The 21539-nt window shown below is 50.4% G+C and carries 21 protein-coding genes; 4 read left to right on the top strand and 17 right to left on the bottom strand.

Annotated elements, in window-relative coordinates:
* Nucleotides 1–39: 39 nt before the first annotated feature.
* From hisH to ACLO87_RS13505, 13 genes are all read right to left on the bottom strand, one after another.
* Nucleotides 40–684: an imidazole glycerol phosphate synthase subunit HisH gene (gene hisH, locus ACLO87_RS13565; protein ID WP_135861414.1), complete on the bottom strand. Its 645-nt coding sequence runs from the start codon at nucleotides 682–684 to the stop codon at nucleotides 40–42.
* 23 nt (nucleotides 685–707) lie between these two features.
* Nucleotides 708–1295, bottom strand: coding sequence for an imidazoleglycerol-phosphate dehydratase HisB (hisB, locus tag ACLO87_RS13560; RefSeq protein ID WP_135861413.1), 588 nt, complete (start codon nucleotides 1293–1295; stop codon nucleotides 708–710).
* A 24-nt stretch (nucleotides 1296–1319) separates the two neighbouring features.
* Nucleotides 1320–2621, bottom strand: a complete 1302-nt coding sequence (gene hisD / locus ACLO87_RS13555; protein ID WP_430223980.1) for a histidinol dehydrogenase — start codon at nucleotides 2619–2621, stop codon at nucleotides 1320–1322.
* A 53-nt stretch (nucleotides 2622–2674) separates the two neighbouring features.
* Nucleotides 2675–3358, bottom strand: a complete 684-nt coding sequence (gene hisG, locus ACLO87_RS13550; protein ID WP_135861411.1) for an ATP phosphoribosyltransferase — start codon at nucleotides 3356–3358, stop codon at nucleotides 2675–2677.
* Nucleotides 3355–4617 (bottom strand): UDP-N-acetylglucosamine 1-carboxyvinyltransferase, encoded by a 1263-nt coding sequence (gene murA / locus ACLO87_RS13545; RefSeq protein ID WP_135861410.1) that lies wholly within the window; start codon nucleotides 4615–4617, stop codon nucleotides 3355–3357. The genes hisG and murA overlap by 4 nt, the downstream gene beginning before the upstream one ends.
* A complete protein-coding gene (locus tag ACLO87_RS13540; protein WP_135861409.1) occupies nucleotides 4610–4858 on the bottom strand; it encodes a BolA family protein in 249 nt (82 codons plus the stop codon). The genes murA and ACLO87_RS13540 overlap by 8 nt, the downstream gene beginning before the upstream one ends.
* Nucleotides 4859–4860: 2 nt before the next feature.
* Nucleotides 4861–5667 (bottom strand): ABC transporter permease, encoded by an 807-nt coding sequence (locus tag ACLO87_RS13535; RefSeq protein WP_430224071.1) that lies wholly within the window; start codon nucleotides 5665–5667, stop codon nucleotides 4861–4863.
* 50 nt (nucleotides 5668–5717) lie between these two features.
* Nucleotides 5718–6512, bottom strand: coding sequence for an ABC transporter ATP-binding protein (locus ACLO87_RS13530; RefSeq protein ID WP_135861407.1), 795 nt, complete (start codon nucleotides 6510–6512; stop codon nucleotides 5718–5720).
* Nucleotides 6513–6606: 94 nt separating this feature from the next.
* Nucleotides 6607–7236, bottom strand: a complete 630-nt coding sequence (locus ACLO87_RS13525) for an MlaC/ttg2D family ABC transporter substrate-binding protein (protein WP_135861406.1) — start codon at nucleotides 7234–7236, stop codon at nucleotides 6607–6609.
* 13 nt (nucleotides 7237–7249) lie between these two features.
* Entirely contained in the window at nucleotides 7250–8086 is an 837-nt protein-coding gene (locus ACLO87_RS13520; protein WP_135861405.1) for an MlaA family lipoprotein, read from the bottom strand.
* A 117-nt stretch (nucleotides 8087–8203) separates the two neighbouring features.
* Complete coding sequence (gene mlaD, locus ACLO87_RS13515; RefSeq protein ID WP_135861404.1) at nucleotides 8204–8659, bottom strand: outer membrane lipid asymmetry maintenance protein MlaD; 456 nt, start codon at nucleotides 8657–8659, stop codon at nucleotides 8204–8206.
* Between the two features lie 19 nt (nucleotides 8660–8678).
* Entirely contained in the window at nucleotides 8679–9467 is a 789-nt protein-coding gene (gene mlaE, locus ACLO87_RS13510; protein ID WP_135861403.1) for a lipid asymmetry maintenance ABC transporter permease subunit MlaE, read from the bottom strand.
* A complete protein-coding gene (locus ACLO87_RS13505; protein ID WP_135861402.1) occupies nucleotides 9464–10285 on the bottom strand; it encodes an ABC transporter ATP-binding protein in 822 nt (273 codons plus the stop codon). Before ACLO87_RS13505 ends, mlaE begins: the two co-directional genes overlap by 4 nt.
* A 300-nt stretch (nucleotides 10286–10585) precedes the next feature.
* Here ACLO87_RS13505 and dctP point away from each other — a divergent pair, with 300 nt between their 5' ends.
* Nucleotides 10586–11530: a TRAP transporter substrate-binding protein DctP gene (gene dctP, locus ACLO87_RS13500; RefSeq protein WP_430223979.1), complete on the top strand. Its 945-nt coding sequence runs from the start codon at nucleotides 10586–10588 to the stop codon at nucleotides 11528–11530.
* Between the two features lie 91 nt (nucleotides 11531–11621).
* The gene (locus ACLO87_RS13495) at nucleotides 11622–13049 is read left to right on the top strand and encodes an NAD-dependent succinate-semialdehyde dehydrogenase (RefSeq protein ID WP_135861400.1); all 1428 of its coding nucleotides are present in this window, start codon (nucleotides 11622–11624) and stop codon (nucleotides 13047–13049) included.
* 110 nt (nucleotides 13050–13159) lie between these two features.
* On the opposite strand, the gene ACLO87_RS13490 is transcribed toward ACLO87_RS13495, so the two are convergent.
* Nucleotides 13160–14656, bottom strand: a complete 1497-nt coding sequence (locus tag ACLO87_RS13490; RefSeq protein ID WP_430223978.1) for a nucleobase:cation symporter-2 family protein — start codon at nucleotides 14654–14656, stop codon at nucleotides 13160–13162.
* A gap of 309 nt (nucleotides 14657–14965) precedes the next feature.
* Between ACLO87_RS13490 and ACLO87_RS13485 the strand changes: the two genes are divergently transcribed.
* Nucleotides 14966–15718, top strand: a complete 753-nt coding sequence (locus tag ACLO87_RS13485; RefSeq protein ID WP_430223977.1) for a FadR/GntR family transcriptional regulator — start codon at nucleotides 14966–14968, stop codon at nucleotides 15716–15718.
* Here ACLO87_RS13485 and ACLO87_RS13480 read toward each other — a convergent pair.
* From ACLO87_RS13480 to ACLO87_RS13470, 3 genes are all read right to left on the bottom strand, one after another.
* Complete coding sequence (locus ACLO87_RS13480) at nucleotides 15708–16196, bottom strand: hypothetical protein (RefSeq protein WP_135861397.1); 489 nt, start codon at nucleotides 16194–16196, stop codon at nucleotides 15708–15710. The two genes, ACLO87_RS13485 and ACLO87_RS13480, sit on opposite strands and share 11 nt — an antisense overlap.
* A gap of 168 nt (nucleotides 16197–16364) precedes the next feature.
* Nucleotides 16365–17321, bottom strand: coding sequence for an SdiA-regulated domain-containing protein (locus ACLO87_RS13475; protein WP_430223976.1), 957 nt, complete (start codon nucleotides 17319–17321; stop codon nucleotides 16365–16367).
* A 108-nt stretch (nucleotides 17322–17429) separates the two neighbouring features.
* Nucleotides 17430–19592, bottom strand: coding sequence for a malate synthase G (locus ACLO87_RS13470; protein ID WP_430223975.1), 2163 nt, complete (start codon nucleotides 19590–19592; stop codon nucleotides 17430–17432).
* Nucleotides 19593–20041: 449 nt separating this feature from the next.
* On the opposite strand from ACLO87_RS13470, the gene ACLO87_RS13465 reads away from it, so the two are divergent.
* The gene (locus ACLO87_RS13465; protein WP_135866385.1) at nucleotides 20042–21535 is read left to right on the top strand and encodes an AMP nucleosidase; all 1494 of its coding nucleotides are present in this window, start codon (nucleotides 20042–20044) and stop codon (nucleotides 21533–21535) included.
* Nucleotides 21536–21539 lie beyond the last annotated feature (4 nt).

Here is a 21539-nt window from a genome sequence, read left to right as displayed (position 1 = left end):
AATGGTAAACGAAAAGAAAAAGCCGCGATGCGGGTAAAGTTAAGGTTTCCAGTGTGCAAAATTGTGCAATAGCTGTAAACCGGACTGTGCACTTTTCTCAGGATGAAATTGCACAGCGAAAATATTGTCTTTTGCGACTGCACTGGTGAAAGCATAGCCATAATGGGTGCTTCCTGCGCATAGTGTAGTGGCAACTGGCTTTACGTAATAGCTATGAACAAAATAAAAGTAGCTATTTTGAGCTATATCTACCCATAACGGATGTGGCTGTTGCTGAAAAACTTGATTCCAGCCCACATGAGGGATTTTCAGCCCTTGGCGTTGATGTTCTGGGTGATAAAAAGCCGGACCGTGAAAGCGTACCACATCACCTTCAAATAGGTTCAGGCAGTCAGTGTTGCCTTCATCACTATGGCTGAACAGCATTTGCTCACCTACACAAATACCCAGCAACGGTTTGAGGTTGGCTTGTTCACGTAAGGAATGTAGTAGTCCGGACTGTTGCAAGGACTGCATACAGTCAGGCATGGCGCCTTGTCCGGGGAGTACTAGCCTGTCGGCTTGTTGTAGTTGTGCGGGAGTGCTGGCCAGTAAAATAGTGGCCTCGGGTGCTGCAGCTTGAAGGGCGCGGGCAACAGAGTGTATGTTGCCCATGCCGTAATCGACGATAGCGATCGTACTCACGATGGATAGCCAGAGAGTGAGGGTTAGAGTACGCCCTTAGTGGAGGGGATGATGCCTTCACTGCGTGGGTCTACTTCCAGTGCCATACGCAACGCGCGGCCAAACGCCTTGAAAATGGTTTCACACTGGTGGTGTGCGTTTTCGCCACGTAGATTATCAATGTGCACAGTAGCGTTGGCGTTGTTCACAAAGCCTTGGAAAAATTCGCGGGCCAAGTCTACGTCAAAATTGCCAATACGGGCACGGGTGTAATTTACGTAGTAAAACAGACCAGGACGGCCGGAGAAATCAATTACTACACGGCTTAAGGCCTCGTCCAGTGGCACGTAGGAGTGGCCATAACGGCGCAAACCTGCCTTGTTGCCAACGGCTTGTGCAAAAGCCTTACCCAGTGCAATGCCGATATCTTCCACAGTGTGGTGATCATCAATGTGGGTGTCGCCATCACAGGATACATCCAGATCAATGAGGCCATGACGTGCGATCTGGTCCAGCATGTGGTCCAGAAAAGGTACGCCGCTGTTTAGATTATGGCGGCCGGTGCCATCAATATTGATGGCAACACGGATACGGGTTTCATTGGTATTACGGGAAACTTCAGCTGTACGCATAACAAAACGGTAACCAGACCGGGGTTAAGGTTTGAGACGGTATTCTGCGCTGGCAGCGTGGGCAAATAGCCCTTCGCCTTTAGCGAGAGTAGCGGCAATAGGGCCTAGCGTTTGAGCGCCGGCCTGCGAGACATTAATCATGCTGCTGCGTTTCTGGAAATCATACACACCTAATGGGGATGAGAAACGCGCGGTACGCGATGTGGGCAGTACGTGGTTAGGGCCTGCGCAGTAGTCGCCCAGCGACTCCGAGCTGTAGTGGCCCATGAAAATAGCGCCCGCATGGCGGATTTTTTGCGCCCAACGCTCGGGTTCCAGTGTGGAAATTTCCAAGTGTTCGGCGGCAATGTGGTTAGCAACGTTACATGCTTCATCCATATCGCGTACTAAGATCAGTGCGCCACGGTCTTTCAGACTTTGGCGAATGATGGCTTCACGCGGCATGGTGGTGATGAGTTCAGCGATAGCGGCTTCTACTTTGTCTAAGTAGGCGGCGTCAGGGCACAGCAAAATGGATTGTGCTAGTTCATCGTGCTCGGCTTGCGAGAACAGATCCATCGCTACCCACTCGGCAGGAGTACTGCCGTCGGCGATGATCAGAATTTCGCTAGGGCCAGCAATCATGTCTATGCCCACAATACCAAACACGCGACGTTTGGCTTCGGCGACGTAGGCGTTACCTGGGCCTACGATTTTATCCACAGGCTGAATAGTTTGTGTGCCATAAGCCAATGCTGCTACGGCTTGCGCGCCACCAATGGTGTACACCTTATCTACACCCGCTAATGCCGCTGCAGCCAGTACTAACTGGTTGCGCTCGCCTTTGGGTGTGGGGGTAACCATCACCAGCTCTTTAACGCCTGCCACTTTAGCAGGCATGGCGTTCATTAGTACGGATGATGGGTAGGCGGCTTTACCACCAGGCACGTACAAACCCACGCGATCCAGTGGTGTGATTTTTTGGCCTAGCACTGTGCCGTCGGCTTCGGTGTAGGACCAATCGCTTGCACGTTGCTTCTCGTGGTACAGACGTACACGTTCAGCGGCTTTTTCTAGCGCGCTGCGTTGCTCTGCAGGCAGAGTGTCCAGTGCTTGCTGTAACTCTTCGGCAGAAATAACTAAATCAGCGATAGAGTTTGCTGGTACATGATCGAAACGCTGTGTGAACTCTAGCAATGCCTCATCACCACGATGCTGCACAGCGTGCAGAATGGTTTTACAGGCTTGCTCGATGGAGTCATCTTGTGTGGCTTCATAAGCCAGCAAGTCGCGCAATTCTTGATCGAACTGGGCGGATGTCGTGCTCAAACGGCGGATCATAGACATGGTACTAATCTAAAGAGAAACAACAGGGTACAGTTTAGTGTATCCGAGATCGTCTAGTTCAGGGGGGGTTCAACCGCTGCGCGCATAAAAGCGTTGATCAGAGGCTGCAATTCAGTCTGACGGGTTTTCATGGCGGCTTGGTTGATGATCAGGCGCGAGGAAATCTGGGCGATCTCTTCTACTTCTTCCAAGTGGTTGGCACGCAAGGTGCTACCAGTGGAAACCAAGTCCACAATGGCGTCAGCCAGCCCTACCAGCGGAGCCAGTTCCATGGAGCCGTACAGTTTGATTAAGTCTACGTACACACCTTTGGATGCGAAGTGCTCACGCGCTGCACGCGTGTATTTAGTCGCGATGCGCAGGCGAGAACCTTTGCGTACGGCGTTGTCGTAGTCAAAGCCTTCGGCCACGGCCACGCTCATACGGCAACGAGCGATGTTCAGGTCGATGGGCTGGTAGATACCGCCAGGGTGATGCTCGCTGTGTTCGTACAGTACGTCTTTACCCGCGATCCCAATATGCGCAGCACCGTATTGCACGTACGTAGGTACGTCAGTAGCGCGCACAATGATGATTTGCAGATCAGGTGAGTTGGTAGGCAGAATCAACTTGCGTGACGTTTCTGGGCTTTCCAACACCTTAATGCCGGCTTCTTCCAGCAAAGGTAGGGTTTCATCAAAAATCCTACCTTTGGAAAGTGCCAAGGTCAGAGGACGATTTGCACTGGCTGGGCTCATTCTTCTTCCTTCGTTAGGCGCTCAATGCGGGCGCCTACAGCTTGCAGTTTGGATTCCATGCGGTCGTAGCCACGATCCAAGTGGTAAATACGCTCGATGATGGTGTCGCCTTTGGCGGCCAAACCAGCAATTACTAAGCTAGCAGACGCACGCAAGTCAGTTGCCATCACACGGGCACCCAACAGCTGGCTTACACCAGTTACAACGGCAGCATTACCGTCGATTTCGATCTGCGCACCCAAGCGGATCAGCTCTTGTACGTGCATGAAACGGTTTTCGAAGATGGTCTCTACTACCATGGCAGTACCGTCAGCGATGGTGTTCAGTGCCATCAACTGCGCTTGCATGTCAGTAGGGAAACTTGGGTATTCACTAGTGCGGAAGCCTGTGGCTTTAGGGCGACCATGCATTGTGCCGCGTACCCAGTCTGGACCAGTTTCTATGTGCAGGCCCGCTTCACGCAGCTTGTCTAACGTTGCACCCAGAGTGTCAGGGCAGGCGCGACGCAGCATTAAATCACCGCCTGTAGCGGCTACCGCGCACAGGAATGTACCTGCCTCAATGCGGTCAGGCATGATGGTGTGTTCTGCACCGTGCAGGCGTTCTACACCTTGAATGGTGATGCGATCTGTACCGTGGCCACTGATTTTCGCTCCCATGGCGATCAGCAGTTCGGCCAAGTCTACGATTTCTGGTTCACGTGCTGCGTTTTCCAGAATGGTCTCACCGTCGGCCAGTGTGGCGGCCATCAGTAGGTTTTCTGTACCTGTGACCGTCACCATGTCAGTACGGATTACCGCACCTTTGAGGCGTTTGGCTTTGGCAACTACGAAACCGTGTTCGATGTGTATATCTGCACCCATGGCTTCCAAGCCTTTGATGTGCTGATCCACAGGGCGTTGGCCAATGGCGCAACCACCAGGCAAGCTCACACGGGCTTCACCGAAACGTGCAAGCAATGGGCCTAGCACCAGAATGGAAGCACGCATGGTTTTCACCAGCTCGTAAGGGGCTTCCAAGCTATGCAGTTCGTTGGCGCATATGGTTACGCTTTCGGCATTGCGCTCTACATGAGCACCCAACTGATTCAGCAGCTTTAGGGTGGTGTCAATGTCGCGCAGTTCTGGCGCGTTATGCAGCGTAATCGTATCGCTGGTCAGTAACGTGGCACAGAGTATAGGCAGGGCGGCATTTTTGGCACCGGATACGGTGATCTCTCCGTTTAAACGTTGACCACCGGTGATGCGCAGTTTATCCATTCTGTTCAGCCTTATATTCTTCGGGAGTAAGAGTGCGCATGGACAAGGCATGGATTTCAGCATCCATGCGGTTCCCCAATGCTTTGTATACGCGTTGGTGGCGAGCGATAGCGCGCTTGCCTTCAAACTCACGGCTTACGATGATGGCCTCAAAGTGGGCACCATCACCAGTGACTTCGACGTGTTCACAGTCAAGGTTGTCGGCAATGTACTGGCGTACGAGTTCAGGTGTCGGCAACATAATTAATTCCGTAATTTATAGCCCGAAATGAGCATGCGTAGCAGGATCAGGCACAGTACGACAAACACGGACCCAACCACGGCCAGACTGTGCCAAGGGGAGGCATCTGAGATGGCAAAAAAGCCATAACGGAAACCATCAATGGTGTAGAAAATAGGGTTCCAGTGCGATACCGTCTGCCAGAAAGGAGGCAGGCTGTGTATGGAGTAGAACACGCCGGACAAGAAGGTCGCAGGCATGATCAGGAAATTCTGGAACACTGAAAGTTGATCAAATTTTTCAGACCACAGGCCCGCAATTATACCCAGAGCACCCATGACGCCACAGGATAAAATCGCGAAAGTTAGTACCCAAACGTAGCTGTGGATTTGCAGCGGAATGAAGAACAGCGAGACCACACCAATCGCAATGCCCACCACTAAGCCACGAATAATAGAGGCTAATAAATAGGCGGCAAAGATATCCCAGTGGGATAGTGGCGGTAGCAAGATGAAAATCAGGTTCCCACCCATACGGCTTTGCACTAGCGATGACGATGGGTTAGCAAATGCATTTTGCAGCATGCTCATCATCATCAAGCCGGGAATCAAAAAGGCGGTATACGGGATTTTGTCGTATACGTTCACGCGCCCTTCCAAAATATGTGCGAACACCAGCAAATACAGCAAGGCAGACAGCACAGGCGCTGCCATGGTTTGGCCGCCTACTTTCCAGAAGCGCTTGAGCTCTTTGAATAGCAGCGTAGGAAAACCTGAGCCGCCAGGTTGGGTTTGCAACGGCGGTAAGGAATCTTGTGCGAGTTGTGCCAGGCTGTCTTGGTCAGGCACACCCCAGCGCTTGGTTGGCGTAGGTTGTGTGCTCATGCCAGTGCCTCATTCAGTTGTTCGCCATGCATGATACGTACAAAAGCTTCTTCCAGATCGTGACTGCCAGCGCTTTTTAGCAGGTTAGCGGTGGTGTCTAGTGCGATGATTTCACCGGCTTTGAGCATAGCAATGCGGCCACACAGCGCTTCTGCTTCTTCCAAATAGTGGGTAGTCAGCAAAATCGTATGGCCAGCGCGGTTTAAGCGTGTGATGAATTCCCATAAGTTGCGGCGTAAGTCTACGTCCACACCAGCGGTAGGTTCATCTAGAATGATTACGGGTGGTTTGTGTACCAAGGCTTGGGCTACCAATACACGGCGTTTCATCCCACCGGATAAAGCGCGCATGTTGGAATTGGCTTTATCGCTTAAGCCCAAATGGTGCAGGATTTCGTCAATCCAGTCATCGTTGTTACGTAAACCAAAGTAGCCGGACTGCAAGCGCAGAGTTTCACGCACGGTGAAAAATGGGTCATACACCAGCTCTTGGGGAACGACTCCCAATGCACGTCTAGACTGCCTGTATTCGCTTTGCACATCGTAGCCATACACCTTAGCAGTGCCTTGGGTGGCTTTGGTAATGCCGGCCAAAATGGAAATCATGGTGGTTTTGCCAGCGCCATTAGGGCCTAGCAAACCAAAAAACTCTCCGGGCTCAATGCGCAGGGAAACATCTTTCAGAGCCTGAAAGGGTGCGGCTTCTGCAGCCTTGGTCGAGCGCAAAAACGGCAGCTTGTGGCGTTTAGGGCTGAAAGTTTTGGAAACGTTTTCAAGCAGAATGGCAGACATGAAAGCACAAAGAGCCGGGCTTATTGGTAAACCCGACTCTGCATAGAGTTAGGATCGGAAAAACAGAGGTGATCCGATCAAGTGTAGCGCAGGATCAGCGGTTTTGCTGATTCAGTGCGTTGATCAGACCATCTATGCCGTTTTGAGCTATCTGGTCGTTGAACTGGTTGCGGTAATTCTGAATTAACCAGATATTTTCCACATTCAGGTCGTACACTTTCCAGCCTTCTGGGGTTTTTTCCAGACGGTAATCTACAGCGACTGCTGGGCCATTGCTTTGGTTGATCATGGAACGCACTACAACGTCGTTCGCATTGGCATCACCACGAAATGGTTGCATGGAAATACTGGACTTGTCGTCTACCTTGGTCATGGCACCACTGTAGGTGCGGATCAAGGTGTTTTTAAACGCATTTACCAGATTCTGACGCTGTTCGGGTGTGGCGGTACGCCAGTGTCTGCCAGCCGCCAAGCGGGTGGTTTTCTCGAAATTAACGTAAGGCAATACGTAGTTTTCGATTAGCACTTTAACGGCTTCACGATCGCCTTGACGCGCGGCATCATCGCTTTTGACAGCGTTTAATGCTGTGCTCGCCACGGCTTCTACGAAGTCTTGTGGTGAACCTGTGGCATCAATAGTTTGTGCGCTGGCCAGTGGGCTGAACAGTGTCAGGCTAAACGCCATCAGCAAGAGAGCAGGTAATCTAAAAAGAGTCGTAAACATAGGGTTTCGGCCTTCAGTCTTGTGTGGTAGCAGGGGCTGTGGTGCTGGTGTCTTCATCATCGTAGTCGTCATCGCCATAGTCTGGTAACGCGGCATCACCAGCTGTACCGCCATCTCGACGGCTTTCTACCATGGCGTCACGGCGCTGCAAGTAGGCGTCACGAATGAAGCTATAGCGATCCAACGCTACTTCGTTAACCAACTCGTCTGCATCCAACAGGTTAGAGCGCATGTTGATGATGTATAGCCCCATGAGTGAATTACGTACAGGGACATTTTTGATTGCCATGATTGGTACAACTTCAGTCAGGCTATCAATACCAGCAAATACGGTTGCATAACCAGCCGTATCACGCAAGGTGCTTGGTCCTAACAATGGCAATTCAATGTATGGACCAGTTGGGATACCCCATACGCCTAGCGTTGTGCCAAAGTCGTTAGGAATACGTCTGGAACCCATTTCAGATGCAACGTCGAAGCAGCCACCAATACCCATAGTGGTATTGAACAGCACACGACCCAGCGTGTTGAAGAAATCGTGCGGGCGACCTTGCAAGAAGCTGTTGGCAGCAGACCAGATGTCACCCAGGTTATTGAACATGTTACGGAAACAGTTCTGCGCAGGTTGCGGTGTCAGGGTGTGGTAGGCCGATGCAATAGGACGGAATAGTGCTTGATCAATGTTGTAATTGATCGTGTACATAGTCCGGTTGTAGCTTTCGAAGGGGTCTCTAGGATTTGGGTTGTTCACGGTCGCACAGCCGCTCACCAACGCCAGTGCAGCCAAGGTAGAACCTATGGCTAAGGGACGCTTATAGAGAGGGGGTGAAGCTTGCTGTGTAACGTTCATGATCAAAAATCCGAGGTAAAGAGAGACAAAGATACCAGATGCTGGAGCCCTATATATAGCAAATTGACCGCAGAGTCGTTTTTTGGACGCACTCTATTTCGCACAGGGGAATAGAGTTTACTCGCCAGCCTTGTTATAGAGGAATTTACTGATTAGCTCTTCTAGAACTACGGCGCTTTGTGTGTAGGGAATGACACTGTCGTTATGTAGAGCGTCATCGCTGCCACCGGGAGTGATGCCTATATATTGTTCGCCTAGCAAGCCAGAAGTGAGGATGGAAGCAGAGCTGTCATCCGGAAACTGGTAGCGGTCTTCTAGCTCCATGGTGACCAAGGCTTTGAAGTCTTCGTTATCAAAAGCGATATTGGTAACGCGGCCTACGACCACGCCACTGCTCTTGATGGGAGCGCGTACTTTCAGGCCACCCAAGTTATTGAAAGAGGCTTGTACTTGGTAGGTAGGCGCAAAGGAGAAAGAGCTCAGGTTACCTGCGCGCAGTGCCAGAAAGGCTAAGGCTACCAAGCCAATCAGCACAAACAGGCCTACAAGAAAATCAGATCTTTCGCGTGACATGATACGTATCCGTAAAAAATTAATTGCTGAACATCAGTGCTGTAAGCAGGAAATCCAAACCGAGCACGGCTAATGAGCCGGCGACCACTGTACGGGTCGTGGCACGGGAAACACCCTCAGGTGTTGCTTTGGCTGTCCAGCCTGTATATAGGGCGATCAGCGTGACTACCAAACCGAACACAATGCTTTTGATAACGCCGTTGAGGACGTCATCAAAGATATCAACGCCAGACTGCATCTGTGACCAGAACGAGCCTGGGTCAATGCCAATCATGGGCACACCTACAATCCAGCCGCCAATCACACCAACGGCTGAGAATACGGCAGCGAGTATAGGCATGGCGATCATGCCGCCCCAGAAACGGGGTACCAATACACGGCGTATGGGGTCTACGGCCATGACTTCCATGGCGGTAAGCTGTTCGCCGGCCTTCATGAGCCCGATTTCAGCAGTTAAGGATGTGCCGGCGCGACCTGCAAACAATAATGCGGTCACCACGGGGCCTAGCTCACGGCTCAACGACAACGCGACCAACAAGCCTAATGCTTCTTCGGAACCATAACGGCTCAGCGTGTAATACCCTTGCAATCCCAGCACGAAACCTACAAAAAGGCCAGAGATGGCGATAATCAGCAGCGAGTAATTACCAATAAAGTGAATTTGTTGTGACACCAAACCGGGACGTCTCAGGGCAATGCCTGAGCGCGCCAGAATGGCAAAAAACAGACGTGTAAAAGCACCCAAGCCATGAATGCTCAGTCTGACAAAGCGGCCTAGTGCCGTGATGGGGGAGAGCAGTTTTATCATGGGCGGCGTTGTGTATTTAACCAGTCGTTAAATGCGGGTGTCACAGGGTAGTTGAAGGCGATAGGGCCATCAGGTTCACCATGCAAGAACTGGGCAATATAAGGATCCGTCGACTTTTCTAACTCGGCAGGGGCACCATGCCCAATCAACTTGCCTTGCCCCACGATATACACGTGATCGGCAATGGCGAAGGATTCTGGTACGTCGTGCGTAATCAGTACCGAGGCGCAATTCAGCTTGTCGGTAAGGTCGCGTATGAGTTGCGCAGTAATACCCAGAGAGATAGGGTCTAAACCAGCAAACGGTTCATCGTACAAAATAAGCTCAGGTTCCAGCACAATGGCGCGGGCTAAGGCGACACGACGTGCCATACCGCCGGAGATTTCGGCGATTTGCAGGTGTGCGGCAGCACGTAACCCTACGGCATCCAGTTTGCCCAGTACGCGTTCTAGTATTTGTTCTTCGGATAGATCAGTATGTTCGCGCAGTGGGAAGGCAACGTTTTCAAAGACATTTAAGTCAGTGAACAGGGCGCCTTGTTGGAACAAAACCCCCATGCGTTGTCGTGCGTGGCGTACTTGTTGGTCGTTGAGCTGGGCTAAGTCGTCACCAAAGGCATAGACCTTACCGCTTTGCGCCACAATTTGACGTGTGGCAGCACGCATCAGTGTGGTTTTTCCTGAGCCAGAACCACCCATCATGGCCACAACTTGGCCACGCTTAACTTCAATATCAATCTCGCTCAAGACGGTGAATTTACCGTAGCCTAGCGAAGCAGATTCGAACTTCAGCAACGTATCGGAAGAGGAACTGTTCATGAAATGCAGTGAAAATCCAGTGATGGTGCATTGTAACGTTTTACGTTGCGCAACAGGATGCGCCACCAATGTATAACGTAGTTAAGTGAAACTGTACCGAAGCGGCTCTATTTCTGGCAAGTCTGGAACGTGTATAAACGTAAACTCGTAAAAACACGTCATGGATTGATACTAATCGCAAAAAATGTGTAAGCCTACTCTACAGTGGGGTACTGTTTACCTCTATTTGCTTCTGCGAGAGGCAAAAGACGTAGTGTAGAGAGTGTTTGTGGAGTATTTGTGCAGCGGAGAGAAGTAACCATGCAAAAAAACAAAATTTTAGGAAACTGGGTGCACATTCTGTGTTTGGCCTGTGCCCCTTTGGCAGCATGGGCTGCTCCTACCGAGATTACGATAGTGCACGACGGTAAGAGTAATGGCTTTGACAGCAAAGTGGTGAAGTACTGGGCTGACTTACTTAAAGAGCGTAGTGCAGGGGATTTGGTGCTGCGTTACGAGGCAAAGGCCAATCAGACTACCGAACAAGCGTTGGCAGATATTGCTGAAGACAAGAATGTACTGGCGTTAGTGGCGTTGCCCGTGCTGGCAAACTACGCGGCCAATCACGAGATGATGAGCGTTCTGCCTACAGCAGGCAGTGACACGCTATTTACTGCGTACAGCCAAGCCTTACGGGATCAAGGGATGCGTGTGGTGATGAACAACTACTACAACAGTGAACCGTTGTTTCTGGCTAAAAAACCCTTGTACAACGTGCGTGATGTAGCCGGATTGAGAATTGCGACATCTAATGATCCTATTCAGCAAAAACTGTTGGATGATCAGAAAGCCTCGGCCATTGTGTTGAAGCCTGACGAGGTGTCTGCTGCGCTAACGTACGGGACGGTGGATGGCGCAGAGGGTGACTTATTTACGTTGTATGAACATGATTGGTATGAGCCTGCAAAATACCTCTCTGCTATTGGGGCTACATCGACGATTCGAGTCTGGCTGGGTAGTGAGACATTCTTGAATGGGCTGTCGCCAGCAGAACAAGAGTTGTTGGCCTCCACTGCTCAGGAAGCAGGGATATATAGCCAAGAGTTAGCTGAAAAATATACAGCCGATATCAAGCAAACACTGCAAGGTGAAGGTGTGCAGTTTATAGGGTTTGATGCACGCAGCTCAGTGATGGGTGATGAGAGTGGAAGCGGTGTAAATAAAGACTTGTATCGTGTGCCTGCTGCAACAACGATGACCCCATAAAGCAGTTCGGGTATAGTGGAAAAGTCACGATTGAACAATGCGTGCAAGTGACGGTATTACACAATATTTATTAATGCATAACGGGACAAACATGTACGAAAAGCTGGCTTTATATATCAATGGTCAATTTGTGGAGGCCGATGGGCGGGAGACCATGCCGGTAGTGAATCCGGCCACCCAGGAAGTTTTAGGCCAGTTGCCAATGGCGACGAAGGCAGACTTGGATCTGGCGCTGGAGTCTTCAGCGAAAGCATTTGAGAGTTGGAAAAAATCCTCTCCTATGCAGCGTTCAGAGATTTTGCGTAAAGTAGCCCAATTATCCCGTGAGCGTGCTCAGGAAATTGGCCGCAATATTACGCAAGATATGGGTAAGCCTGTGGCTGAAGCCGTGGGCGAAGTCGTTGCATGTGCTGACCATGCTGATTGGCATGCTGAAGAATGCCGTCGTATTTATGGCCGTATCGTACCTGCGCGTAACCCCGATGTGCGTCAGATGGTTCTGCGTGAGCCTATTGGCGTGTGTGCGGCATTTTCCCCATGGAACTTCCCGTATAACCAAGCTATACGCAAAATCTCAGCAGCGATTGGTGCCGGTTGTACCATCATTCTAAAAGGCCCGGAAACAGCGCCTAGCGCTGTGATGGCGATTGCCAAAGCATTCCACGATGCTGGTTTGCCTCCAGGCGTGCTGAACATCGTTTGGGGTGATCCACCGTTTATTTCCGACTACCTGATTCGCTCACCTATTGTGCGCAAGATCTCTTTCACGGGCTCGGTGGCGGTAGGTAAACAACTGGCTGCTTTGGCTGGCGCACATATGAAGCGCTCCACCATGGAATTAGGCGGTCATTCCCCTGTGCTGGTGTTTGAAGATGCAGACGTGGATCGCGCTGCTAAACAGTTGGCGAATTTCAAAGTGCGTAACGCGGGTCAGGTGTGTGTATCGCCTACCCGTTTCTACGTACATAAAAACGTGTACGACCGTTTCTTGGCAGAATTCGTTGATGCGCTGAAACAAGTGCGTGTGGGTAATGGTCTGGAAGCAGACACACAAATGGGCCCTCTGGCTAACCAACGCAGCGTGCCACGTATGGCTCGTTTCGTGGAAGATGCGGTGCAGCACGGCGGTAAAGTAGTGTTGGGCGGCGAAAAATTGGAAGGTATTGGTAACTTCTTCCCACCAACCGTGATTACCGGCTTGAGCGAAGACTCCATGTTGATGACAGAAGAGCCGTTCGGTCCTGTGGTGCCTGTAGTGCCGTTCTCGGATACGGACGACGTTATCCGTAAAGCCAACCACCTGCCATTTGGTTTGTCGTCTTATGTGTTCACGAATTCTCTGCACACAGCGCATCTGGCGGCGACAGGCATAGAGTCTGGTATGGTCAACATTAACCACTTCGGTAGCGCCCTGCCAGAAACCCCATTTGGTGGTGTGAAAGACAGCGGCATAGGTAGTGAAGGCGGTACAGAAACTTTTGATGGTTATCTGGTGACTAAGTTTGTGACACAAATCTAAGTCGCTACTCGCTACATAGCACAACGCCCACAAGGATTGTTCCTGTGGGCGTTGTCTTTTCTGTGTAAGCAATTTCGCTGCTAGCGTGTACTAGCAGCGAGATGAGTGCTTTAGGCGTGTGCGTCCACGGTTGGGCCGTCAGGGTCTACGCTCAATTGTGTGTCTTTGTTGGCACCATTAAAGAACAGGTTCAATGCCACCGCACAAATAGATGTCAGCAAAATACCAGATTCGATCAGTGGACCTAAGCTTTCAGGCATCCACTGTTTGAAGTGTGGAGCCACCAGCGGGATCATGCCAAAGCCTATAGAAATGGCCACAATCATCGCGTTGTTGCGGTTGCTGGTGTAATTCACCTGCGACAAGATACGAATACCTGTAGCGGTCACCATGCCGAACATCACAATACCAGCACCGCCAAGTACGGCAGTAGGCAGAGACTCTACCAAGGCAGCGATTTTTGGTAGCAAGCCCAAGATAATCAGGATGACACCAGCGGCCACACATACAAAACGGCTACGGATACCGGTGACTGCTACCAAGCCTACGTTTTGCGAGAAGCTGGAGTACGGGAAGGTGTTGAAAATACCGCCCACAATAGTACCCAAACCGTCAGTACGTAGACCGGCCGCCAATTCGCGTTGAGTGATCTTTTTGCCAGTCATGTCACTCAGCGCTAGGAACATACCGGTGGATTCGATCAGCACCACAATCATGACCAGTGTCATTGTCATGATGTAGAGCAGGTTGAATTTAGGCATGCCGAAGTGGAAGGGCAGCACAATATCTACCCACGGGGCAGCAGCGACTTTCTCATAGGTCATCATGCCAATGGACGTGGCCACAATGGCGCCGATGATAATGCCCATCAACACAGCCACGTTAGCCATAAAGCCACGGCAGAATTTGGCAATCAGCAAGATGGACAGCAGCACGATGGCAGAGATACTCAGGGCTGGTATGGCAGCGTAGCGTGGGTTAGGTACGGATGCTGCAAGCACTAGACCGTCTGGTGGGGGCGGCAAGGCTGAACCCGGTGCGGCGGCTTGTTGTACCGCTTGTAGCCATGCAATATGGTTAGGATCTACGATTTGTGGTGCGGTAGGCCCTACAGGGTTGCCAAAGATCCAGTTGATCCCCACACGCATCAAGGTGATACCAATCATGGTGATGATGGTGCCAGTGACTACTGGTGGGAAGAAACGTAAGAGCCTACTGACTATAGGCGCAATAAGCACGGTGATAATCCCCGCGCCAATAATAGTGCCAAACAGCAGTTGGGCCCCCTCGTGCCCAGGATTGGCATGTGCCATGGACACCATAGGGCCAACGGCAGCAAAGGTGACTCCCATCATCACGGGTAGGCGTATCCCTAACCACTGAGTGGCGCCTAAGGACTGTATGATGGTGATCACACCGCACACGAATAAGTCGGCGGCAATTAATAAGGATACTTCTTCAGGGCTAAGGTTTAGCGCTCTACCCACAATGAGGGGTACAGCGACCGCACCGGCGTACATCACTAATACGTGTTGTAAGCCCAATAAGCCGAGTTTTCCTGGTGGTAACAGCTCATCCACAGGCGCTACTTTTGCATGTGTCTCCATGTAGCAGTCTCCATTTTATTTGTGATATCCATAATCATGTATGGCATATGACTGTAATGGGGTAAAGTCAGTAGGGCTATACAGCAAAGCAGATACAGAGCTCTTGTTTTTGTATATAGTTGGGGGAAAACCCTAAAGAAAATCAGCTATTTAGCGCTGTTTTTAGGGTGTTTGAGGGAAAACCCTGTCAGAGCAGAGAAGCGGTGTATTGTGTGCCGCTGCCCTGTGCCTACAGCGTATAATCATGAGAAAAAAATGAGGGCAGGTAAGAGCTTTACCTGAAATTGCGGTTTTATGAATACACCAATCATGAAGCGGCCCCGCTTGTCAGATGAGATTGCAGAGAAAATCAAAAATCTGATTTTTGAGGGGGCTTGGGTACGTGGACAACGTTTACCTGCCGAGCGTGAGCTCGCAGAAAGTTTTGGCGTGTCGCGTCCTTCTGTGCGCGAAGCCATACATTCTCTAGTTGCAATGGGACTGCTACAAACGCAGCATGGCGGCGGTACCTATGTGGCCGACGAAGTGGGGGCTATTTTTAGAGACCCATTACAAAACGTGTTGTTGGCCAATGCCGATGCTCAACGTGATTTGCTGGAATTCCGACACATGGTTGAGGGGGCGTGTTCGTACTATGCGGCTTTACGTGCGACAGAGGCAGATAAAGAGCGCCTGAGCGAGGCGTTTAGAGTGCTGAAGCTGCACTATGAGCAACCCCATAGCGCTAACGAGCAGCAGCATCAAGATGCCGACGCACATTTTCATCTGGTAATTGCTGAAGCCAGCCATAATGCGGTGTTGCTACACACTATACGCAATACGTATGAGGTACTAGGACCCGAGGTGCGTATCAATTTTGGTGGCGTACAAGAAGGGCAAAACATACGTGATGACCTCATCGCGCAACATCAAGCGCTGTATGAGGCCATCATGCAAGGATCTGCTGATAACGCGCTACTGGCCGCGCAAGGGCACATACGCTACATACAAGACGTGCTTGTTGAGAAAGCAGAAATGCAGCAGCGTGAAGCGCGGGCCAAACGTAGACTCGTTAGTTTTTAGTGAGTTTCGGGTCGGATGCAAGCTCGATACGGCAGCCTTTGTTACCACCGTCCACGCTCTCGATACGGCCTTTAATGGTCACGGAGTCGCCCAGATTAAACGCATCCAGTTGGGTTGGACGTTTGGTGATCAATGTCAAAAACTCAGTTTGACCGTTGGTAACACGTACGTCGAACTGTTTAGCGCTACCCCATACATCGGAGTTAAAGCTGCTCATGCTTTTTGCGACCAAGTTTTGTTCGATGGAAGTCAGGCGGCCAGTGGTTTCGATGGTTTTGCCCATGTACTTGTTGGTAGCGCGTGCTTTATTAGAGCGAATCTCTGCACAAATTTGTGCAGGTGTATCTGCGATAGGAGCACCGCCCATTGCATCGTTAACGCTGGCAAAAGTGTCATCAATGCTTTTGGTTACGGAGTTTAGAGTTTCACAACCAGCCAAACCCACTGTTAGTGCTGCAATAAGTAGTACTTTTTTCATTTCCCGTGCTCTCTCGGATAGCAAAAATTAGCCCGTAGTATAGCAGCGTGAAAGTCCCTTTTGCCTGTAACTAAATCTTAATTTTGGCGAAGATGGATGATTTAAATTTCTGTAGCTAGAAATTAATTTGTTTTGATTAAAGGTTTTTTAATTTAACGTTGAAATAATTTAGCGTGTGAAAACATAAAATAAATTCGGCTCACTAACTAAATATAGATGGCCGTTAGGGCCTAGGGTGATGCCCTCAGCTTGCGGAATGTTTTGATCGTTATGCTGATAATTTAGAGCTCTATAACTACGCGGCTCACCGTTATCATCTAATTCTAGTAGTGCCTGATTTTGTTCACTTAATAAAATAATATGACCACGTTCTGGTTCCACAATAACGCTAGATAAATCGTGAATAAAATCTAAAGATTCTACCCAATGACTTATATCTTCAATATGTATATTGTCGAATGAGCATGTGGGTTTTTCGGCACATAATCCATGTAATCGGAACAGCCCCTTGGGTGAATGCTCTTTCACTACATACAACAGGTCTCGTATGTGGTCGTAGCCCAATCCTTCTAGGCCACCGTTATCGCTGTCAGTAGGGCCTAGAGACAATTTAGGGGCATTGTTTAGGTCTAGGCGACCTGGTTGCTCAGGTAATTGAGCCAAGACGATTCTGCCGTGCTTCTCGTTACTCAGTGCCACCTGCCCATTGCCTAGATAGCTAATGCCTTCGGTGTCAGAGATGCCATCTAATGGGTAGGTCGCTTGTATGTCACCTTGTAGGTTTAGTTCTAGGATGGTGGGCGGCCTGTTTAAGACGGCTAATAGTGTCTGCTGGTCTTCCATATAGGAAAGGCCAGACAAATTTTTTTCAATTTGGGGGATAGTACGGGAGTACGTGAGCCGGTAATCCTGTAGAGGAAATGAGTCCTCGTGTAACGCAGGCTGATTCCAATGTTGGTCGTCTTGTTCGTGTTGTTGAAACCAATTTAGTACAGGTACGTGTAGATGCTGATAACGAATGGCGTAATACAAGTAATAACCAACGCTGGCTACGATAGCCAGTATCAACAAAATACGTAGCAGTAAGCGTTTAGTACGCGACTGGGGCGATAAAGAAGTGGACATAAAGCGCCTGCAGCAGAATGAGTATGCATTATAGCGCGTGGTCATACAGCAATAAAAAAACGGGCTACCTAAAGGCAGCCCGTTTTGTATGGCAAAGCTGTAAAGCGATTAGCCTTCAGCTTTCAGCGCCAAACGCCATTGATGCAGCAGAGGCTCGGTGTAGCCGTTAGGCTGTTCTAGGCCTTTGAAGATCAGGTCGCGTGCAGCTTTATACGCTTTGGATGTTTCAAAGTTACCAGCCATGTTGCGGTACAGAGCGTCACCAGCATTTTGCTTGTCTACGACAGCAGCCATGCGTTGCAGTGTGGCGTCTACTTGCTCAGGCGTCACAATACCGTGCAGCATCCAGTTAGCGATGTGCTGGCTGGAAATACGCAGTGTGGCACGGTCTTCCATCAAGCCTACGTTGTGGATATCAGGCACTTTGGAGCAGCCTACGCCTTGATCAATCCAACGTACAACGTAACCCAGAATACCTTGGGTGTTGTTGTCCAATTCTTGCTGGATTTCTTCAGCAGACCAGTTGGTGTCTTCAGCAACAGGAATAGTCAGGATGTCGTCCAGAACTTCAACTTTCTGACCTTCCATGCCTTTCTGAATCTCGTCCACACTTACTTGGTGGTAGTGCAGTGCGTGCAGAGTAGCTGCCGTTGGTGAAGGAACCCACGCAGTGTTACCACCGGCTTTTAGGTGACCAATTTTTTGTACCAGCATATCGGCCATCAGGTCAGGCATCGCCCACATCCCTTTACCGATTTGAGCACGACCGCGCAGACCGCATTCCAAGCCAGTTTGAACGTTGTTACGCTCGTAAGCCGACAACCATTTCTGGGTTTTCATGTCGCCTTTACGCACAACAGGGCCAGCGCGCATGATGGTGTGGATTTCGTCACCGGTGCGGTCTAAGAAACCAGTGTTGATGAACACTACACGCTCGTTAGCAGCATCAATACACGCTTTCAAGTTAACGGTAGTACGACGCTCTTCGTCCATTACACCCATTTTGATGGTGTTGCGTGGCAGGCCAAGTACGTCTTCAACGCGTGCAAACAGTTCGTTAGCGAAGGCAACTTCAGCAGGGCCGTGCATTTTTGGCTTCACGATGTAGATGGAGCCAGTGCGGGAGTTTTTCTTCAACTTCAGATCACGCATAGCGATCAGGTTAGTGAAGATAGCATCCATGATGCCTTCGGGTACTTCGTTACCTTTTTCGTCCAAGATAGCGGGGTTAGTCATCAAGTGACCAACGTTACGCACGAACATCATGGAACGACCTGGCAGCGTTTGTGCTTTGCCTTGCAGGTCAGTGTAGTCACGGTCAGCATTCAGTTTACGTGTGAACGTGCGACCGTCTTTGCTGATTTCTTCAGTCAGTGTGCCGGTGACCAGACCTAACCAGTTGCGGTAGGCCAGTACTTTGTCTTCAGCGTCTACAGCAGCTACGGAGTCTTCGCAGTCCATGATGGTGGTCAGTGCGGATTCCAGCAGTACATCTTTTACGCCCGCTGCATCGTCTTTACCGATAGCATCGTTACGGTCGATTTGCAGCTCGAAGCGCAGACCGTTGTGGCCGAAAACGATAGCTTCTGGGTTAGCGGCGTCGCCACGGTAGCCCATCAATGTGGAGGCATCAGCCAATGTGGCTTTGCTGCCGTCTTTCAGTGTGACTTCCAACGCACCGTTCACAATGGCGTACTGAGTCGCATCAGTGTGAGAACCTTGGTTCAGAGGAATAGTGTCGTTCAGGAATTTGCGTGCGAAAGCGATCACTTTGGCACCGCGTACAGGGTTGTAACCTTTACCAGCTTCGGCACCGCCGTCGTTGGAAATAGCATCTGTACCGTACAGTGCGTTGTACAGGCTGCCCCAACGAGCGTTCACCGCGTTCAGCGCGTAGCGAGCGTTCATGATAGGTACAACCAACTGAGGGCCGCCTTGCTCGGTGATCTCAGTGTCCACGTTCGTGGTGTTCACTTTCACAGAAGCAGGAACGTCTTTTAGGTAACCGATTTGCTTCAAGAATGTCTTGTAAGCAGCCATATCTTTGATAGGGCCTGGGTTGGCGCCGTGCCATTTGTCTAGCTCAGCTTGCAGACGGTCACGCTCAGCCAGCAATTCGCGGTTGCGTGGTGCCAAATCGTGCACCAGTTTATCTACGCCTTGCCAGAATGTTTTGGAATCCAAGCCTGTGCCGGGCAGGGCTTCGTTTTCGATGAATTGGTGCAGTGCTTCTGCAATCTGCAGTCTTTCACATGTGATTCGTTTGGTCATGATTGCCTTTGCGTAAGGTTAAGAGGTTGCTGAAACCGGGAGGATAGTCCCGGGCAGGAAGGTCGCTGCAGGGCACGAAAATAGGGATAGAAACTCAGAGCACTGGCTCTGAATGTACTTCTGGTAAGAACACTCAATACTATAAGTACTGACTGATGAGCGGAGAAAATAGCCCGATCAACGCGGAAAAATGGAAGTTGCCCTGAACGAATCCATTTCTTCATAAAGCGTGAATTCTCACATTTTACCAATAAATACAGTGACTTGCATAGGATGACATGGCTGTGATGTCTTCGGTCTTATATAAGACCTTCCAGTGTTATATAAGACTATACCTAGTATTAGAATGTTTTTATAGGGGAAAGCCCGTACATACCTAAAAGACGGGGGTTTTCTCTATTGTCATAAATCCTGTATACACTGGACTTTTGTTTGAGGCTGTGGACATCATGCGTGAATCTGTGCAATACGATGTAAAAGTGGTTACCCCCCCAGTCATCGGGGCTGAAGAATTTTGGGATGCCGAGGCAGCCGTATGGCGGTTGGTCGAAATTTATAGACGCAACACGGCATTCATACGAGAACAATTCAGAATGTGCATGGCGCAGGGCTTCACCCAAGGTGTGAGATATCGCGCCTGCTACCCCCAAATACGCATACGTGTAGACACCTTCCAAGAGGTAGATAGCCGCTTAGCTTACGGTTACGTGGTAGAGCCTGGTGCTTATGCGACGACAGTGACTAGACCTGAGCTGTATTTTGATTACTTGCGTGACCAGATTCGCTTGCTGCTGAAGAATCACGGCGTACCCGTAGAGATTGCCGAATCCGAACAACCTATACCGCTGCATTTTTGCTTAGCCGGAGAGAACTCGGTACAAGCGGTGTATCCAGAGTCGTCCGCGCATACCTTGCGCGACCACTTTGACGTGCCAGATTTAGAGGTCATGGACGATGCCATTGTGAATGGCACATGGGTAGGTAAGCCGGGCGAAGAGCTGCCGTTAGCACCGTTTACGGCTCCGCGCATTGATTACTCGTTGCACCGTTTGCAGCACTATACCGCGACGCGCCCCGAGTATTTCCAGAAATTTGTGCTGTTCACCAACTACCAGTTCTATGTGGATGAGTTCTGCAAATGGGCGCAGTCTACGTTGGATGATCCTAATAGCGGTTATACCGCGCTGGTAGAGCCGGGCAATCGTATTACCCGTGCCGGTGGCGTAGTAGAGGGTGCGCATGCCTCGCGCCAGCCGCAAATGCCGTCATACCATTTGATGCGTGATGACCATACAGGTATCACCCTAATTAATATTGGCGTGGGACCATCTAACGCTAAAACCATTACTGACCACGTAGCGGTGCTGCGCCCGTCAGCGTGGCTGATGCTGGGGCATTGTGCCGGACTACGCACATCACAGCGTTTGGGTGATTACGTCTTGGCACATGGTTATGTGCGCCAAGACAAGGTGCTGGATGACGATTTACCGTTGTGGGTTCCTATTCCTCCACTGGCAGAAATTCAAGTGCCCTTGGAGCAAGCAGTAGCCGAAGTGGCTGGTTTGTCAGGGTGGGAATTAAAACGCATTATGCGCACGGGGACGGTAGCTTCCATTGACAACCGTAACTGGGAACTGCGTGATCACCATGAGCCAGTATTGAAGTTGTCTCAATCGCGTGCGATTGCGTTGGACATGGAATCCGCCACCATTTCGGCGAATGGCTTTAGGTTCCGCATCCCCTATGGCACGCTGTTGTGTGTATCCGATAAGCCGTTGCATGGTGAATTAAAACTGCCGGGTATGGCCAATGCGTTCTACAGTAAGCAGGTAGGCCAGCATTTGCACATTGGTATACGTGCCTTAGAGATGGTGCGAGAAATGCCGAGTGAGCGTTTACATTCACGTAAACTGCGCAGCTTCTTGGAGACAGCATTCCAATAATCCG

This window comes from Paenalcaligenes sp. Me52, assembly GCF_050487965.1.
Classification (GTDB): domain Bacteria; phylum Pseudomonadota; class Gammaproteobacteria; order Burkholderiales; family Burkholderiaceae_B; genus Paenalcaligenes.
The sequence above is the reverse complement of the archived record's forward strand: the minus strand, read 5'-3'. Positions and strand labels throughout refer to the sequence as shown.

Bases quoted from the DNA above. Each gene is read 5' to 3' on its own strand.
- hisB (WP_135861413.1), bottom strand. From the start codon at position 1,295: ATGCGTACAGCTGAAGTTTCCCGTAATACCAATGAAACCCGTATCCGT.
- hisD (WP_430223980.1), bottom strand. From the start codon at position 2,621: ATGTCTATGATCCGCCGTTTGAGCACGACATCCGCCCAGTTCGATCAA.
- hisG (WP_135861411.1), bottom strand. From the start codon at position 3,358: ATGAGCCCAGCCAGTGCAAATCGTCCTCTGACCTTGGCACTTTCCAAA.
- murA (WP_135861410.1), bottom strand. From the start codon at position 4,617: ATGGATAAACTGCGCATCACCGGTGGTCAACGTTTAAACGGAGAGATC.
- ACLO87_RS13540 (WP_135861409.1), bottom strand. From the start codon at position 4,858: ATGTTGCCGACACCTGAACTCGTACGCCAGTACATTGCCGACAACCTT.
- ACLO87_RS13530 (WP_135861407.1), bottom strand. From the start codon at position 6,512: ATGTCTGCCATTCTGCTTGAAAACGTTTCCAAAACTTTCAGCCCTAAA.
- ACLO87_RS13525 (WP_135861406.1), bottom strand. From the start codon at position 7,236: ATGTTTACGACTCTTTTTAGATTACCTGCTCTCTTGCTGATGGCGTTT.
- ACLO87_RS13520 (WP_135861405.1), bottom strand. From the start codon at position 8,086: ATGAACGTTACACAGCAAGCTTCACCCCCTCTCTATAAGCGTCCCTTA.
- mlaD (WP_135861404.1), bottom strand. From the start codon at position 8,659: ATGTCACGCGAAAGATCTGATTTTCTTGTAGGCCTGTTTGTGCTGATT.
- mlaE (WP_135861403.1), bottom strand. From the start codon at position 9,467: ATGATAAAACTGCTCTCCCCCATCACGGCACTAGGCCGCTTTGTCAGA.
- ACLO87_RS13505 (WP_135861402.1), bottom strand. From the start codon at position 10,285: ATGAACAGTTCCTCTTCCGATACGTTGCTGAAGTTCGAATCTGCTTCG.
- dctP (WP_430223979.1), top strand. From the start codon at position 10,586: ATGCAAAAAAACAAAATTTTAGGAAACTGGGTGCACATTCTGTGTTTG.
- ACLO87_RS13495 (WP_135861400.1), top strand. From the start codon at position 11,622: ATGTACGAAAAGCTGGCTTTATATATCAATGGTCAATTTGTGGAGGCC.
- ACLO87_RS13490 (WP_430223978.1), bottom strand. From the start codon at position 14,656: ATGGAGACACATGCAAAAGTAGCGCCTGTGGATGAGCTGTTACCACCA.
- ACLO87_RS13485 (WP_430223977.1), top strand. From the start codon at position 14,966: ATGAAGCGGCCCCGCTTGTCAGATGAGATTGCAGAGAAAATCAAAAAT.
- ACLO87_RS13480 (WP_135861397.1), bottom strand. From the start codon at position 16,196: ATGAAAAAAGTACTACTTATTGCAGCACTAACAGTGGGTTTGGCTGGT.
- ACLO87_RS13475 (WP_430223976.1), bottom strand. From the start codon at position 17,321: ATGTCCACTTCTTTATCGCCCCAGTCGCGTACTAAACGCTTACTGCTA.
- ACLO87_RS13470 (WP_430223975.1), bottom strand. From the start codon at position 19,592: ATGACCAAACGAATCACATGTGAAAGACTGCAGATTGCAGAAGCACTG.
- ACLO87_RS13465 (WP_135866385.1), top strand. From the start codon at position 20,042: ATGCGTGAATCTGTGCAATACGATGTAAAAGTGGTTACCCCCCCAGTC.